The following is a 17,380-nucleotide window of genomic DNA, read 5'->3' as shown; positions in this document are numbered from 1 at the left end:
AGGGTCAAGATTATATTTATTTTTTTAAAAATTAGGAATTAGAAATACCGAGTGTCTTATTTATTTTTCGGTATTTTTAATCTGTTAATTTTCCAAGTAACGATATAACGTTGATTTGCTTATCCCTGTTTCTTCTCTAATTTCTTTTAATGTGTATTTTTTACTCTTATACATGAGAATGGCTCGCTGCACCTTTTCATCCGGTTTTCTCGGCCGACCTGTTGAAATCCCTTTTTGTTTCGCTTTATTCATTCCTTTTTTCGTTTTTTCACTTATTACTTCGCTTTGAAAGTTGGCTACATGTTTTACGATATAGCTGAAAGGATAGCCTTCTTTTTTACTCGTATCAATTTTTTCATCGACAGAAATAAAAAAGGCTCTTTTTCTTTCTATTTCCTCCATTAATTCAACCAAATGGTGAGTGGAATCCGCTAATACATACAACTTAGTCACAACAATTGTATCTTGTTCAGTAATCATCCCCATCAGACGTTCTAATTCAGTTCTTATTTTAGCTGAGGCATGTGATTCCTGAATAATTTTCTCGCAGTTATTTTTCAGTAATTGATTTTTTTGTTCTTCGCATTCCAGGTCATCCTGTAATGGCCTTATATACCCGATTAACATGTTAAACTCCTTTTTAAAAATACTTAAATTATTATAGCATATTTATGATTTATTCCCTAAACAGTTCCTTTTTGGGGCAAATGTTGATACACTAGTTTTTGTTGAAAAATTTCTGTACGAAAAAATAAAAAGACGTTTAGTAAAAACGAGCATCTCCATAAGAGGTGCTCGTTTAAAATTTTTATACTATAGGGATTATATCGATCGTAAATGGATAGCGTTCATAAATAGCTCCATTTTCATCCTCTAGAATTAGGTAATAATTTTTAGTCCGATCGTAGGAAATGGATTTAAAGATAAACCTCTCTTTCCACGTTCTTTCATATGCTTCATCCGCTTTTGAATCTGCAATGATCCGACATTCGTTTGAAATATCATCTCCATCTTCATCAACAAAATATGCACGTAAATGTAAAGGCAATGTCTTTTCTTCAATTGCTGACGTTTGGAAAAACTCTACATACATTTCCTCACTAGTAATCTTTCTAGTTGGACTAGTTAGTTTCACATCTACATGGCGTACGACATGCCTGTTCGATTTACTTCGATCATTTTTAAACGTAATTACGGGAATAACGATTTCCTGTAACATCGCTCCTCCATGAACAAAATTAGCTCCAGAACCTTGAACTTGGAATCTATTTGCTCCTTTAGGAACTGTTACGTATTTTATTTGTTCGTCTTGCAGCATCTCATCCATGCGGTAGGAGAGAGTTCCCTCCATTTGGTTATTTTTCTCAGACAAAATAAAACGTCGGTTCGTTATGATACTATCTTCCGTTTGCTTGGAAGTAAGCTGGCTTATATTTAACTTATCCCGTTGATAAACAAATCCGTGATCTGCTGTTATTAATATATTTGAAGCGCTGAGATTATTTACAAGTCGGTTGATTAGTACACTGATATCATTCATTGCATTTTCAGTACTTGAAAAAACATCTCTTTCTGTTGCCGGGTTATCTCCAATAGCATCGATCGCATTATGATAAATATAGACAACTTTTAACCCTGAGCAAGCTTCACGTAACGACGCCCGACCCATTGCACTTAGTTCCTCAAATGTAAAAGCGACTGATTCGGTTTCGTACTTTTGTAATATTGTATTGCGATTTTTTGTACTAGATGCTCTTATTCCATCAACAAAAACTTCTCCATCATTTGAAATTGTTAAGGATTTATGTGGCAGTAAACTAGCCATGCCAAGTGCTGTGTATGAAGGGAGAACACCTTGTACAGCTGTTAACTCAGTCGAAGCTTTTCGCTCACTGTTTAACGTCTCCATTAATTCCTTTGCTACCTCAAAACGGAGTGCATCAGAGATAATGACAAAAACACGTTGATCATTATCAACATAGGATTTTACCCATTCATCATAAAAATCAGATTGCTTTTTAATTTGTGGTAAAAACCAAGAATCGCCTGCACGCTCTAAACCACTCACCCATTTGATCGCCAATTCTTGAACGAACCAATTCGTGTAGGTAGATTCTAGTAATTCTCGTACATTTCTGAGTGGTTCTTTTGCCGTTAAATTATCATAAGCGATATAAAATTTCCGGTAATACGTGTCTAATTTATAGTACGTGTTCACATAGGAATGGAAAATAGTTGTGGCTTGCTCTTCTGGAATAAATTGATCGAGCTTGTCCACTAGTTCAAAAAATATTGCTGCTTGCATTAATGCTTCATATTCATCTTTATATTCTGGATACCAATGTTTTTTTCGCCGTTTCATGATTAACTCTTCATAATCTTCATAATGCCCAACTTTATTCGTTAGTTGATCTGCAATAAATTCGATGATTCGCTCATCAAAAATTCGAAAAGCATCAAAAGCAGATAACTCATGGATGTCCCATTCTTTAATATGCATTTCTATTTTTGAAAGATGAGAAATTTGGTCAGATAAAGCATTAAAAATCAACCGGTCTTTTCGGTGATTCATCCACTGATTCATGAATACAATCGCATTAGTCGGACGAGGACTTACGAATTCTGTCCAAGTTTTTGGGTAATTGATATCGACATTTTGTTCTGTCACATAGGTCATCATAAAAAAGGTTAGTAAGGATTGCAAAGATTTTTCTTCAAGTGTGTACCCATAATATTTCTCAACCAAAGCCCAAAACTTTTCTTCATTACCAAACTTTTTAATCATCTTCCATGCTTCATATTCACCCGATTGTTCAGAAGCAAATAGTGCTTTTAAAATTTCGTCCATTGTATTTATACGACTTCGTGTTAAGACACTTAGTACATTTAGGTCTATTGATTCTTCCGTGTATACGTCTACTGGATATTTTCTAAAACTCTCAAATCTAGCATTGCTATTAAAAAACTGCCCATATTCCATAAATACCGGTCTTAGTCTATCATCTTCCAATCCCAATTTTCGCATAAAAATAGTAATCTTATCTGCGGTAAATTCAGAACCTAATTTATATAAATTAAATAGCCAATCTTCACGGGGAGCTGGCTTTTGACTATTTGTGTACAAAAGAAAATGGGAGGTAAGATCATTTACTTCTAGTTCATATTTCGTTGCAAATAAATTATGGGCTGAAAATTTCAAGATGCGAACACCATCGAGTTCCAACTTATCCACTTCATCTATAAATTCAGCTGCTTCATCGTACCAGAATATAATATGACGATCACGATCATTCGTTAACTCTTCTTCAAATAATTCATTTAAAATACTTTGTACATCAATAACATTCATATACCGTTGCAAAATACGGTTGCAACTTTCACCTCGCTATGACAATGATTTAAGATACCGCTTTAATTCTTTATAAAAGCTTATCTCTTGTACCTGCTAAAATAACAAAGATATATTGTCCGTCTTGCTTTTGAACAATAAAATAAGCTAATTCATAAACTGTTTTATTGTACGTAAAGTCAATAGTAAAAACTCCAGCTAAATCTCCTTTCTTTTCTTCTCCTAGAAAAGGGTTTTTCCGGAGTTCATCTATAACTATTTGAAATTTATTACGTAAGTGCTTATTCTTTTTTAATGATTTTAAATATTTCCGTGCCCCTGGAAGTAAATGAATTTGAAAATCACTCATCTTCGTCCTCATCGTCCAAAACATTAAAAAGCTCTTCAGCGCTAGCATATGATTTATAATCATAATTCTTGGCATCATCAATCATTTTAAGAAGGGCTCCATTTATTTGTGACTTCCGGTATTTAAATTCTTTAATCAACTCATCGCCTTCATATCCTTCCATAACTAAATCCTTCAAAATAAAGTCACTAAAATCTAACGTCTCTCGAACTGGTGTAATAACGAGGGTACCATCGACAATTTGACATGTTACTTCGCTACCTATCTGTAATTCATCATAAAATTGTTTGGGGATAGTCATTTGTCGTTTACCAGAAACAGATATTTTCTTAACATCCTTATTAGCCATCTCATTCTTCTCCTTTAAAGGAAATTTGACCTCTAACGTAGTATATTTCTCCCTCTGTAATCCGACACCCATTTCTCATTTCTAGGAAATGGGTTTCTAGGATTTATTACAAACTATATTAGAGGTAAAAGGAAGGGACAATTCCAATAAAACCCAATATTTTTATGTCGCAAAGATATTGGCTTTTAAAGCTGGTTTTCCTTCTCCTTGTGGGACGGAGATTCCTTGAAATTTTGCATAGTTTACTTTTACACCATCATCTAAATCAAGTTCAATTTGTTGATGTGCCATATGGGCGATGACTTGATCGTAACTTTGACATTCAAAAATTTGTTTCTCAATTTTTTCTTTTGTTTTTCTTGCTCTTGTTTTTTCTGCCTGAGAAACATCTGACTCCATCGTTAAGTTCAACCGGCTGATTTCATCCTCATATTTTTTAACTTGCGGGTGTAAATACTGGGTACGAACTCGTGATAAGAGATCGGGTTTGTAACGATGTAAATAGACTAACGCTTTAAATCCATCTTGACGACCGCTATCAATGAGCCAATAAATCGGACGCTTCTGATAGGTTCGTACATGGTCTTTATAAAATTCTTTTAGAAAATATCTTCTAATCCGTTCTCTTGCAGTCTCGTTCCGTCTTCTTGTTAATGTATCGGCAATGAATTCTAAATTTTCTTCTATATGTTCCTCGCCAAAGATGAGTTTAACTAATTTGATTACCCGACCGACAATATCATCTTCAAAGTACATTTCATCTGTGATTGGGATAATATTATCTTTATCTGGTTTAAAAGTCTCGTAGTTATTTAAATCAAATTCTCCACCAGCAAAAACAAGACCTTCTTCGTCTAAACTATAACGACCGAACATAATGCCGACAAGATAGGAGAGAAATGACTTTACATCACGCTCTTGATCTGCCTTATTCACCGTTACATCTTTGTCCTCAATCTCTGGTGTTAACTCATCTTGCAATCCGTAAAGATCAATGAACATTCGGTTTAATTCTTCCTCATTCGCTTTAAGAGTTTCAAAACGATGCACTGCTTCTTGTTCCCAATTTTTATATGCGTCTTCCAGTTTCGTAGCATCTTGTTTGAACTCAACGAAAGGGTGCAACTTAAAATCCCAAGAAGTTTCGAATGAGTCCCAATCGGATTTAGAGAGGGAAATATTATGTTTTGCGATTTCCGAGATAAATTCTGTTTTTTCTGGTGATGTTGATACAAAAGCCATTTTCTCAACATCGCCTTTTTTAAAATGCATTGTACTCATTATTAAGGGAGTTAAATAATTAAAAACATTCGAGTTCATTAATGCTAATGCATAACTTACCTTGGAATCAATAAAATATGTCGGTCCCGTAGTTTCGAATAATTGATTAATCGATGAATATCTGGCGCCAAAATTTCCTGACGTAACATCGGACCAAGTTATACCTTCTTTAAAATAGAAGGCTTCGTTACTTAAAGAGGCTCTACTAAACTCTCGTAATTCCTTAGCGTCATTTGCTATGTTAACTACGTACTCATTATTTCCATACCATTTTCTATATGGTCCACCTTTATTAATAAAATGCCACTTCAGTCTATTTGATTTATCACCTATTTTTACCGACTCTACTTCATGCCAAAATCTTAAAAATCTATCATTTTTTCCTGTCTTCAAACCTTCTTTTGCAGTTCCAACCTCACCTAATTTTTTATTTTCACGAAAAAGCTTTCTAACTTTCTCACTTGCCCAATATGCAACAGGTGACCCGGGAATATCCGAAAAACCATCTTGTGTTCGATGATAATATAATTCCGTATTAAAAACCTCACGCGATTTTTCTTCAGCATTATCTACATCTGTTAATCTTACATATGTACCTACAAAATTTTTGATAACTTCTTTTCTCATAACAAATGAAGTTGTTTGAACAACTTCACCGCCAATTTCGGCAAATGCTCTTGTACCTAAGTGGACCATTGAATAGATTTGGTGATTTAACAACATGTGTTTTCGCAGCTTTTCATAGGAAGATAAAAACATCCATGCATGCTGGTTAATCATTCCAAGAAATCCATGATCTTTTGTAAAGCTACTTGCAGCCTCCATAAATACTGCAAATAGGTCTGCACTGGAGTCTTTATAATGTTTTCTTACATACTTTACTAACTCTGGATTCATCCCTTTTCTTCCCATATACGGTGGGTTTGTAACGACGATATCGTACTTTTTCTGCAGTAATTTTGCTTGATCTATTAACCGTTCAATAACAGGGAGGGTGTACTCCTTAAATTCGAGAGCGAATAAATCAGAGTCTACTTGTTCATGAAAAACGGCAACTCGCTCTCTTAATCTGTTAATATCAATGTCTGGAACTTCAATAATTGATCCAAAAAGTTTTGCATTTATAAATGTTTCTACTAGTGTTTCAATATCAGCGCGAAACGTTTCATCATCTCCAATAAATAAAGCCATATCCTCTGTTGTTATTTCATTACTTTCTGTAATCGCAAGGACATTCGATTTAACAGGAGTATCAAACATTCGTGAATTATATTGACGACCTTTCATCATTAGCGCAAAATAGGCAAGTTGTGTTGCTCGTTCATCGATCTCTAGTCCGTATAAATTTTTTTCTATAATCAGTTTTGGTATATCGCGATCCCGGTATCCTTGTGATAAGTAAATTTCATATAAAACTTCAAACGCATAGACGAGAATATGTCCTGAACCCATACTAGGATCTAAAAAGGTGATCGTTTCAGGATTGATGTTTTTATTTGTAATTCTATCTAACTCTTTTATTACTTCTTCGGGTTGTTCAGCACTTTCTAAGTAATAAGGCAACTTTTCTTGTAACTCGTCATCATTGTGAGATTCGATCCATAAGCGTCCAAGGGAATTGTCGACCATATATTGGACGATCCATCTTGGAGTAAACAATTGTGTAGCTGCGGGTATATTTTCTTTCGTTATTTTTATGTTTTTTCTTAAAGCCGCAAATACTTCATCTTTTTTCTCGGCATTGTAATATTGATAAAGCCATCCGACAATTTCAACTTCTCTTGTCCAGTCATCTTCTTTGATCATTGAAATTAAATCATGGATAACCGAACCTTCTGCTAACAAATAATCAGGTAGAAGCAGTTCTGTATAACCCATAATTTCTTCAAAAACAAGTGGCATCATTTTCCCAAGCTGATTACATTGTTGGATGAGAATATATTTAAATAATTCTTCATTATCACTTACATCTTGCAGTTCGTAAATATAATTTTTATCGAGATCTAATTCATCGATTAATAAATCAATTTCTGTTAAGGCATCTGGTTCTGTTTTACCTGCTTCAAGGGAGGAAAACATTCTGACTCCAGTTGGCAAATAATCATTTATTTCCATAAAGCGAATGGCAATGAAGCGGTTGAACCAAGTGTAGGCGACTTCATCGATGACATGTTCAAAACTTGTTTGGTTTATTTTTTTGATTAGATGATCCCGTTGCTCCATTTCATTTTTGTGAAAAAAAAGATCGTTAATCCGAAAGCCGTCTTCAAATATATCTGGTTCTTTTATTTCATCTTCAGTAATGCCAAGCTCAAAAGCGCGTTGCTTTACCGCCGCAAGTAGTTTTATCCGAGCGGTCGTGGCAAACTTTTTAATAGCCCCTTTATCCATATTTAATTCCTCCTGTATGTAGAAAGGTAGACAAATGTCTACCTAAAGCTGTTATACTAAATTTATCGTCGTATTTTCATCAAGTTCATCGATTAATTTATTTCGTAAATCATCTAAAAACAAATCAATGTCCGCTTCTGATTGGAAGGAATGTGTTCCTTTGATCATTTGATTTTTACTTAATGTTTTTGTTTTCCTTTTCGGTGTAACATATCTTTCTTTTTCATCTTCTCCAGTTGGTACCGGTGTTTTTTTACGTTCTCTCTCTTCAATAAATTGATCGATTATCTCCATGCAACGCACTTTTAGACGGTCACTTTCTGCTTCCATCGCAATCGCTTCTGAAATGTTTTGCACGGAATCAAGCCGCTCTTCTAGTGTGTAGAACTGTGCTTTAAATGTACCTGCAAATTCACGTGCTGCTTGCGCATCGGCTTGTAGTTCGTTTTGGATTAATTCACTATCTCGACGAATAGCTGCTTTTACTGGTTCACATTCCGCTTCAATAATCTCCATAAACAACTCATCAAACTGTTGGGATAAGGCAGGTAGTTTTTTAATTTGTCCATACGGTGACGCGTGTTTTACAATTTTTTCTATAATAGAATGATTTTCAGCAAGGGATGCATCTGTGATGAATGTTTGATTACGTTCAAAAATTAATAGTCTTTTATGTGCATCATCAAAAATAGTTCGCTGGTGTTTAAAGAAATGGTAAATTTCCTTCGAATCCTCGGCAAAATCACGTAAATCATGACGGTATTCACGGACTTTATTGTAAAAGGTAGTCGTGTCTTGAATGTTTAAAATCTCACTCATCATTTTTTGTCCATCTTGTAAAATACTTTCTCCAGGATAATAACGATGATGACGATAGTTGAGTAATAAATCTTTTATTTTTTCCAGTTCTAATTGTAAATGTTCTTTAAATTTTTCTTGTAAATTATCCTCATCTGTTGGCAGGGACGCGACATTAAATAACTCAGTACTTAAATCACGAACATTTTTAATAAGAATAGAAGAGATCCGTTCGCGCTTTTTCACAATCACTCGTTCAACATATTGTCTTTTCGTAAGATAGTCAATAAATTGAGGATCTTGCAGCTTTAAATCAGCACTATTAAAATGTAATTTTATTTCTTGCTCTTTAAATAATTCAATCAGTAATGCTTTAATATCAAGTTCCAACCAGCCAAATGGTTTTTGTTCAAAATGAGTGGTAATACTTTTTAACGTCATAGCTTGATTACGGTCGGAAAGGCGCGTAATATAATTGTTTACTTCATTTCGGGCTAATTTGTTTTCTTCTAACATTTCCATACTTAACTGATCCGATGTCAGCAGGTTTTCTAAGTCTGTCGGCTTCTGGACAAATTTCTCAATATAATCAATTTTGTGATACTCTGTTTTAATGAGAATATGAAAGGCATCATTGATTCGATCGATTGGATTTTTTTTCGCAATGTCAAGCTGTTGTGACTTCACGAAAATTTCCGCATCTTTTAACGCAGCTTTTAAATAGGTGGTTACACGTTCTTTCCGTTCATTTGATTCTCGTGTTTTTTTCATTTTAATATCTTCAATCGTTTGAGAGATTGCTGTTCCACTATTCATTCGTAAATAGGCATCAATTTTAAGAGCGGATTCCATTTCGTCTAGATAATCCGTCGTTTGTGATAATTTGACAATGACATTATTTTCTCTCATGGACATCATTTTTAGTTCCGCATCATTATAGTCAAGATGAACATCTGCATAAGCGGTAAGCACCCTAATGCCAATATCATGAGATTGTGTGCCGATTGGACGGTCATCGATAATCGTATTAAATGAAAAGTCATATTGCTTGGAATAACGGTATTTTTTGTCAGGATAAATTTCACTAAAAATTTTCTCACCAATTTTTTCAATGACATTTCCCGAATCAATATGTATGTTTTTAATTTCTTGGTTAACATCTTGTTCATCATTTGTTAAAAACGCATATTCATCTCCATGTTTTTCTATTAATGTTTGATCAATGAGACGAATAAGTGATTTTTCTATTTTTCCTTTTAATGCAAGTTTATCTGTATCGATATGGTCGACAAGTAATGTTGCGATATGTTCAAGAGTTGCTGGGATTTCTTTTACATATTTTATTAAAAATAAAAGTTTTAAAACTTTTACATCAAATGCTTCTAATTGTTCATTTTTACCTGCTCGAATAATGACAGTTCTGATGCTAGAATCTAAAAATTGTTCAATCGTTTCATAGAATGATGAGAAGGGGACGAGTGTACCGGCCTCTTTTTTCGAAAAAGCGATTGCTGATTCTTGGAAAGCACTTAAAAGAGATCGTTCTCCTTCTGCTAAATGTTTCCCTGATGCTCCGTGAATTCTTACCGCTGTAAAGACACTTTGTAGTAAATTAAATTGATAGGGAACAAATGGATATACGTCAATAAAGTCTGTTTTGTCTGTAAATTGTTTCATTTCCACTTTACTATCGGGAAAAGTTAGGACACTTTGTAATACAAATTGTTTTTCGTGAAAAACTTCTCCAAGTGTGTCAGCACCTGCTTTGTTTTTAGCTAAAATCCGTTTTCTAATTACTTCATCGACATAGGCGCTGGATAGACTTAGTTTTGTATCGAAGCGACCTTGAATTTTAGAAAAATCACTTCCTTTAACAGTTAACACGGAATCAATATCCTCTTGACTCGTAACAGCGATCCATGCTTTTCCTTTACATTGACGCCCAAGTTCGTGAACGATTGTTTGTAAATTGAGCATTGCTCGGGAATCATCGCCAATGTATTGACCAACCTCATCAATTAAGAAAACGACATGGTGGTTCGGGTGTTCCTGTGTTTCGATATATTCTTTTACTCGCGAAGCAAATCGCTCAATGCTGATGGAATACTCTTGTTCCGTTCGTTCAAACCAGTTTCGTGCAGCTTCCTCACTCATTTGGGTCGTTTCAATTAATGATGCGATGATTGCATCTTCTTCATAATAAAAATCTTCTCGTGCATCTTCCCAAGCACTTCCGGAATGTTTTTGAAAGGCGTTTTTAAAAGCTTCATATGTACCGTCTTTTTGCATTTTTCGTTCCATTTCAGCAATCCATGGAATCGCTCCGCAAAATCCTTGCATCTCATTGAATACTTTGTTCAACACGATAACGATGGAATCTTGTCCAGCCATAGAATCTGATTCACTTTTTGCATCGATATCAAATAGAATAACGTCAGATGGGACATTCCCTGCATGTTGTAAATTATTAAGTACGGTCTTATCTGTAATTTTATTTTCGAAGTAATCTATCGCATGTTTTCCAGCAATTTCTCTGTTTTCAATTAAGTACGATAAGATTTTAAGAAAATGTGATTTACCAGATCCGAAAAAGCCCGAAATCCATACACCAATTTTATCGGTCGGTTCTGTCAGACCTCGTCTGTATGCAGCGAAAAATTGTTCGATATGTTTATGTAATTCTTCAGTGACAACATATTCTTCGAGTTCTTGTTTTATATTTTGGTCATCGTCTTGCCCAACTTTTATAACTCCCTTTATTTCACGGTCAATTTTACGGTCAAACATGTTTTTAATCTGCATTTTACTTCCCCCTGTTTAAACTTCTAATCAATCAGTCTAAAGGCACGATAATAATTTCCATCTGAAATTTCACCAAATAACATGAGGTCTTGTCCGCTATATTTTCCCGGGTAAAACATAATAACCGGTTGGTCTTCGACTGCACGGTGGATATTATTTAAGATGACGTGTGAGCGAATAATTGGAAAGACTTCTCCCACCCCAGTGATGAATAGAATGTCATGGTTTTCGGCTTTAGTTTTAATATGGTTGATAACGAGATCATTCTCTAGTGTTAGTCTTAACGATTTTCTTGTCGCATTTAGTACAAAATTACTGCCACGTTTTTGTTCCATCGTAAAATTTTTCTCTAAGTAACCTTTTTCCTCTAATATTTGGAGGACGATTTGAAATAAGTTACATTCAATGATAGAAAGGGGTTGGTATTTTTCATTAATTTCTTTTTTGATATAAGGAATATGTTTCCGAACGGTCATTTCGTTTTTTGGGTCATAATCGAATATATGATAGCCAACTTCTTTTCCTAACCCTTTACTATCCTTAAAACTCGGATCAGTTATTTTTGGCACAATTTCGTCCAATCTATCATGGATGGTTCGCATTATTTACCTCCTCCTAAAACGATTTGGATAAAGGGTGTATCTTCAATTTGTTTGATATGTTCAATAATAGAAGGATCAATGATTGGGATAACGATTGCGTGATGTTGATTTTCATGTCGTAGAATCCCAGCCTCAAAAAGAACTCGTTTGTAAACTTGTTTTAATTTATAGATTGTATATTCTTTCCAAGAAGAAACAATTTTACTTTGCGTTTTCTTTGTTTCAAAATAATTTTCTAGATCGGAATCTTTTATTATAAAATTACCAATTAAAATTTTCTCATAGACTACTTCATGAATGAATTCATAAAATAAACGATCTGTTTTCATGATTGAGTAAAGAACAATAGCTTTACTTGTTTCGACAGAATTTTGTTTAATTTGTTTTAATAAGAACTCATCTAAAATATGTAGACGTTTTAAAATTGCTGCTGCAACTTCTTTTCTTCTCGTTAGATTATTTATTTGAAGGATGTTTTCCTCCGTTACTTTTTTACGAATTTCATAATCATTAAACCCTTGTAAAATAAGTTCTGCCAGCTTTTTCATTTCGATGTAAAAAAAAGGTCTTGATTTAATTGTAGATCGATATTGCCAGTTTTTTGTCAAAATTATCCATCCTCATGGTCCGTTTATTAACTAATAGTTTAGCATATTTATGTTTTTATCTGAAAAGTTTTATTGTGCAAAAAACCTTAAAAGGCATAGAGTGGCATAAAAATGTAAAACCTTCCAATAATATAGTAAAAAGTATTGACTTATGTAAAATAAGGTAATATAATAGTGCTAGCGACTTAGGGGAAGGTCGTTATATCATATCAGATCAAGGATCGCAGGGTTGTTATGATAAGGCAGAATGCCGTGGCGTTGGGGATCGCCTAACTCCACTTATATGTGGAGTTCCCCATTTATTATTTAAGACATAGACTACTAGGTTAGTCTTTTTTTTATAGATTTTTTAAAATTTGCTACATAAAAATACGAAAAAAGGATGATAGCTGTGCAATATTCAATCGGGTTAGATATTGGAATTACATCAATTGGATGGGCAGTTATTAATGAAGACAAAAACAGAATAGAAGCAATGAATGTACGTATGTTTGATGCTGCAGAAAATCCGAAAGATGGTTCTTCACTTGCAACCCCAAGACGTGAAGCAAGGTCTAGCAGGAGAACGATACGAAGAAGGCGTTATCGTGTCAGTAGAATCAGACATTTTTTTATTGAAAAAGGTTTGTTATCACGAGTAGAAGCCGAGAAATTATATGACTGGCAGGATGGGGATATTGATTTATGGATTTTGCGTGTGAATGGTATTGAACGAAAATTAACAGACCGCGAATTTGCTAGAATTTTAATCCATTACGGTAAAAATCGCGGCTTTAAATCAAATCGCAAAAGTGAAGCGAAAGAAACGGAAGGTGGAGCATTATTACAAGCCGTAAAAGCAAATGCAGAATTAATGAAAGAAAAAGGTTATCGTACAGTGGCAGAAATGCTTTGTATGGATGAAAAGTTTGAGGGTCGGAAACGAAACAAAGGTGGAGATTATTCACACGTTGTTGCTCGAAGTGAAATTGAAGAGGAAATTCGACTTGTATTTAAGACACAACGTGAATTAGGGCATCCTTTTGCGAGCAATGAGAATGAAGAAGAGTATTTGCGTATTTGGTCTTCCCAACGACCATTTTCCACAGCAGATGATATATTTAAAAAAATTGGAAATTGCACCTTTGAAAGAGATGAGAAGCGGGCACCTAAATCTTCCTATACGTTTGAGAGATTCCGAGCCCTAGATAAATTAAATCGGTTGAAGATTATTTCTAGTAACGCACCACAGAGGTCATTAACATCTGAAGAGCAAATAGCAGCACTGGAGTTAATGTTAGATAAAGAAGAAGTGAAATATAGTCAGTTAAGAAAAGCATTGAAGCTTCAAAAGGATGAACGATTTAATGAATTGTTTTATGATTTTAGTAAAACGAATGCACAAAATGAAAACAGGGTATTTTTATCTTTACAAGGAACATATCAAATTAGAAAAATAATTGAAGAAGTGGAAGGCAAGACAATGATGCATTCCTATCGCCCGATTGATTACGATACGATTGCTTATGCCGTAACGGTTTATAAAGATGATCAAGATGCTAGAGCGTATTTACAGAATGAATATGTTAGCGAGAATGGCAGAAAGATTAGAAATCTAGCAAATAGAGCGTATGATGATAAATTGATAGAAGAGCTGCTTTATTTGGACTTTTCTCAATTTGGACATTTGTCGTTGAAAGCGCTGAACCGTATATTACCTTTTGTTGAAGAGGGATATCAATATAATGAAGCTTGTAAAAAGGCGGGATACAATTTTAACCAGCGGATTGGCAAGGAAAAGAAGAAGTTACTCCCAGTTATTCCAGCTGATGAGATTGCTAATCCAGTTGTCATTCGTGCATTATCGCAAACTAGAAAAGTAGTTAACAGTATTATTAAAAGGTATGGATCGCCATCAGGAATTTATATAGAATTGGCAAGGGAAATGGGAAGACCTTATAGTGAACGTCGCGAGATTGAAAAACTGTTTTCAAAAAATAGAACAGTTAATGATCAAGCACGAAAGCATATTCGAGAACTCCATCCAGAGATAAGTAATCCACGAGGGCATGACATATTAAAATATAAATTATGGCAAGAGCAAGATGGTAAATGTGCATATTCATTGAAAGAGATTCCAATGGAAAGATTGTTTTCAACGGGATATGCAGAAGTTGACCATATTATCCCGTATAGCAGAAGTTTTGATGATAGTAATAATAATAAAGTTTTAGTACTTGTACAAGAAAACCAAAATAAGCAAAACCGTACTCCTTACGAATGGTTTGGGTCAGATGATGCTAGATGGAATGAATATATTTCTTATGTAAATGCACTTAAAGTCAGCAGAAAGAAAAAAAATTTATTATTGAAAGACAACTTTGATGGAGAACAGGAAGAAGAATTTAAGGCGCGACATTTGAATGATACAAGATATATTACTCGATTTTTAAAGAGTTTCATAGAAGATAACCTACAGTTTCGAAAAATAGAGGGTAGAAAGCAATATGTTTATCCTGTCAATGGTGCATATACTTCTTTAATGCGAAAAAGATGGGGATTTAATAAAAATAGATCTGAAAACGATTTGCACCATGCAGTGGATGCGGTCATCGTTGGAGTGAGTCATCCGTTCCGTCATCAAGTAAGTAATTATTTCAAGCGGAGAGAGGTTCATGTGGCTGAATTATTACGTAGGGAAGGCGAACATTTCCCAGAACCATGGGAAGGATTTAGACGCGAACTAGTAGCGCGATTGATTCAAGATCCAAATAAGTTAAAGTTGGCTTTAGAAAGTTTATCTTTGGATAGCTATGATGAGGAATTTATTAATGAAGTGAAGCCAATTTTTGTATCAAGAATGCCTAAACGGTCTGTAAAAGGACAGATTCATGCAGAAACTGTGAGAAGGCATCGTGGATATAACGAGCGAGGATTAATGAGAGTTGTTACAAAGACAAAACTGGAAAATATTTCATTTGACAAGAAAACCGGGGACTTTCCCATGTATGGAAAGGAGTCTGATCCGGGAGCGTATAATGCAATTAAGGAACGTTATTTAGAATATGGAGGAAATGCTAGTAAGGCATTTGCTGAGCCATTATATAAACCGGCGAAAAATCCGGAAAATGCTCCGATTATACGAAGTGTGAAAATAGAGGATTTTGTTAACCGTGCGATGCCATTAGGTGACAAGGCTATTGCAGCAAACGCTAGTATTGTGCGAACGGAAGTCTTCAGGCATAAGAAAACAGGGAAATATTATTTAGCTCCTGTTTATGTGAGTGATGTGTTGGCGGGGAGGATGCCAGAGAAGTTTATAACTGCTAATAAACCTTATAGTGAATGGGAAGTTATAAATAATGATTTTGAGTTTATATATAACTTATACCCAAATGATATAGTAAGGTTAAAGATGCCAAGAGAGAAAACATCAAAAAATTCTTTAGGAGAATCAATAGCTTGGAAAGAGGGAACTTTTTATTTCAGAATGGTTGATGTAAGAACAGGAGCGCTTACTATAATAAGCCATGAAAATAGCTTTCAAGACCGAATAGGATCGAGAAATTTAATTAGTCTTGTAAAATACCAAGTAGATCCTTTAGGAAACCTTTACAAAGTCAACAAGGAAAAGCGCCATGTCCTATAGGCATCTAGTTATCAGAAAACCAGCAAAACTTTCTACAAGAAATGAACAACTGGTTATTAAACAAGATGAAGAAGTAACAATACCGTTAGAAGATATATGTACAGTAACTTTAGAAGAGCCTTCAATTACAATTACCCACGCATTATTAAGTAAATGTACGGAATATCATGTAGAAATAATTGTTTGTGACCGAAAAAGAATGCCGAGTGGAATCGTTCAACCATTTCACAGGCATTCTAGACAACAGGAAGTATTAGAGATGCAGATGAATTTACACAAGCCGTTTAAGAAACGAATTTGGCAGCAAATTGTCATTCGGAAAATAGAAAATCAAGCCCGTTGTTTGGAGTTACTACATTTTGGAGAAGAAGCCGAGAAGTTGTATGCAATTAGCAGAAGTGTAGATTCAGGTGACCGTACAAACAGGGAAGCGTATGCTGCGAAGCTATATTTTGAATTGTTATTTGGCTTAGGATTTCAACGTAGAACTGACAATATATTTAATATTTCATTAAACTACGGGTACAGTATAATGCGTTCTTTAGTTTCGCGAGCATTGGTTCGATATGGATTTACTCCTAGTATGGGCATTTTTCACGACAGCAAATTAAATGCATTTAATTTAGCTGATGACTTTATTGAAGTATTACGTCCGTTTGTAGATGTAGTAGTACGTTATAATGTTGATGCAGAAACAGAATGGTCTGCTGAAGTTAGAAAGCATCTTTTCGAAATATTGGAAATTGAAGCGGGTTGGAGTAATGAAAGATTATCTGTAACACATGGAGTGGATCGTATGGTTAGTAGCTTTGTATCCGCATGCCGGCAGCGAGATGCAAAATTATTAATTTTACCTGAACTAGTAAATTTAGCAGCTCATACGTATGAGTAGATTCATGCGGATCATTGTTTTTTTCGATTTGCCGGTAACAACATCCAAAGAAAGAAGAGAGTATACGAGGTTTAGAAAGTTTTTATTAAAAGACGGCTATACGATGTTACAGTTTTCAGTTTATAGTCGCATTTGTAATGGACAAGATAATGTGCAAAAACATTTACGTCGTCTCAAGCAACATATTCCACCTGTTGAAGGTGCAATTCGTTCCATGGCAATTACTGAAAAACAGTATGAAAACATGGAAATATTATTAGGAACGAAAACAATTGAAGAAGAATTAGGCACAGATAAAGTTGATTTCTTTTAGGGACTTCTAAAAGCTTTA

Annotated in this window: 11 protein-coding genes; 3 read left to right on the top strand and 8 right to left on the bottom strand. The window is 34.6% G+C overall.

The genetic code is table 11. The features are described from left to right. Positions 1-84: 84 nt before the first annotated feature. From SPD89_RS09945 to SPD89_RS09910, 8 genes are all read right to left on the bottom strand, one after another. Complete coding sequence (locus tag SPD89_RS09945; protein WP_336261796.1) at positions 85-627, bottom strand: recombinase family protein; 543 nt, start codon at positions 625-627, stop codon at positions 85-87. 181 nt (positions 628-808) lie between these two features. Continuing rightward, positions 809-3,361 (bottom strand): BREX-1 system phosphatase PglZ type A, encoded by a 2,553-nt coding sequence (gene pglZ / locus SPD89_RS09940; protein WP_336261795.1) that lies wholly within the window; start codon positions 3,359-3,361, stop codon positions 809-811. Between the two features lie 58 nt (positions 3,362-3,419). Further along, positions 3,420-3,698, bottom strand: coding sequence for a type II toxin-antitoxin system RelE/ParE family toxin (locus tag SPD89_RS09935; protein WP_336261794.1), 279 nt, complete (start codon positions 3,696-3,698; stop codon positions 3,420-3,422). Next, entirely contained in the window at positions 3,691-4,047 is a 357-nt protein-coding gene (locus tag SPD89_RS09930; protein WP_336261793.1) for an AbrB/MazE/SpoVT family DNA-binding domain-containing protein, read from the bottom strand. Before SPD89_RS09930 ends, SPD89_RS09935 begins: the two co-directional genes overlap by 8 nt. Positions 4,048-4,209: 162 nt before the next feature. After that, positions 4,210-7,719, bottom strand: a complete 3,510-nt coding sequence (gene pglX / locus SPD89_RS09925) for a BREX-1 system adenine-specific DNA-methyltransferase PglX (RefSeq protein ID WP_336261792.1) — start codon at positions 7,717-7,719, stop codon at positions 4,210-4,212. Between the two features lie 51 nt (positions 7,720-7,770). Then, positions 7,771-11,319 (bottom strand): BREX system P-loop protein BrxC, encoded by a 3,549-nt coding sequence (gene brxC / locus SPD89_RS09920; RefSeq protein ID WP_336261791.1) that lies wholly within the window; start codon positions 11,317-11,319, stop codon positions 7,771-7,773. A gap of 23 nt (positions 11,320-11,342) precedes the next feature. Further along, a complete protein-coding gene (locus SPD89_RS09915; RefSeq protein ID WP_336261790.1) occupies positions 11,343-11,921 on the bottom strand; it encodes a DUF1788 domain-containing protein in 579 nt (192 codons plus the stop codon). Then, positions 11,921-12,529, bottom strand: a complete 609-nt coding sequence (locus tag SPD89_RS09910; RefSeq protein WP_336261789.1) for a DUF1819 family protein — start codon at positions 12,527-12,529, stop codon at positions 11,921-11,923. The genes SPD89_RS09915 and SPD89_RS09910 overlap by 1 nt, the downstream gene beginning before the upstream one ends. A 391-nt stretch (positions 12,530-12,920) precedes the next feature. Between SPD89_RS09910 and cas9 the strand changes: the two genes are divergently transcribed. From cas9 to cas2, 3 genes are read left to right on the top strand one after another with little or no spacing between them, the layout of a single operon-like run. Continuing rightward, positions 12,921-16,157 carry a type II CRISPR RNA-guided endonuclease Cas9 gene (gene cas9, locus SPD89_RS09905; protein WP_442961111.1) on the top strand — a complete coding sequence of 1,079 codons (3,237 nt, stop codon included), beginning with the start codon at positions 12,921-12,923 and terminating at the stop codon, positions 16,155-16,157. Beyond that, on the top strand, positions 16,147-17,049 hold the full coding sequence (gene cas1, locus SPD89_RS09900; protein ID WP_336261787.1) for a type II CRISPR-associated endonuclease Cas1: 903 nt from the start codon (positions 16,147-16,149) through the stop codon (positions 17,047-17,049). Before cas9 ends, cas1 begins: the two co-directional genes overlap by 11 nt. After that, positions 17,042-17,362: a CRISPR-associated endonuclease Cas2 gene (cas2, locus tag SPD89_RS09895; RefSeq protein ID WP_336261786.1), complete on the top strand. Its 321-nt coding sequence runs from the start codon at positions 17,042-17,044 to the stop codon at positions 17,360-17,362. The genes cas1 and cas2 overlap by 8 nt, the downstream gene beginning before the upstream one ends. The last annotated feature ends 18 nt before the right edge of the window (positions 17,363-17,380 follow it).

Origin of the sequence: Pseudogracilibacillus sp. SO30301A, assembly GCF_037072025.1 — a bacterium.
Taxonomy (GTDB): domain Bacteria; phylum Bacillota; class Bacilli; order Bacillales; family Amphibacillaceae; genus Pseudogracilibacillus.
Note: the sequence above shows the minus strand (reverse complement) of the source record. Positions and strands in the feature narration are given on the sequence as shown.

Excerpts from the sequence above, each read along its gene's own strand:
- SPD89_RS09945 (WP_336261796.1), bottom strand. The coding sequence starts at position 627 with ATGTTAATCGGGTATATAAGGCCATTACAGGATGACCTGGAATGCGAA.
- SPD89_RS09935 (WP_336261794.1), bottom strand. The coding sequence starts at position 3,698 with ATGAGTGATTTTCAAATTCATTTACTTCCAGGGGCACGGAAATATTTA.
- SPD89_RS09930 (WP_336261793.1), bottom strand. The coding sequence starts at position 4,047 with ATGGCTAATAAGGATGTTAAGAAAATATCTGTTTCTGGTAAACGACAA.
- pglX (WP_336261792.1), bottom strand. The coding sequence starts at position 7,719 with ATGGATAAAGGGGCTATTAAAAAGTTTGCCACGACCGCTCGGATAAAA.
- brxC (WP_336261791.1), bottom strand. The coding sequence starts at position 11,319 with ATGCAGATTAAAAACATGTTTGACCGTAAAATTGACCGTGAAATAAAG.
- SPD89_RS09915 (WP_336261790.1), bottom strand. The coding sequence starts at position 11,921 with ATGCGAACCATCCATGATAGATTGGACGAAATTGTGCCAAAAATAACT.
- cas1 (WP_336261787.1), top strand. The coding sequence starts at position 16,147 with ATGTCCTATAGGCATCTAGTTATCAGAAAACCAGCAAAACTTTCTACA.
- cas2 (WP_336261786.1), top strand. The coding sequence starts at position 17,042 with ATGAGTAGATTCATGCGGATCATTGTTTTTTTCGATTTGCCGGTAACA.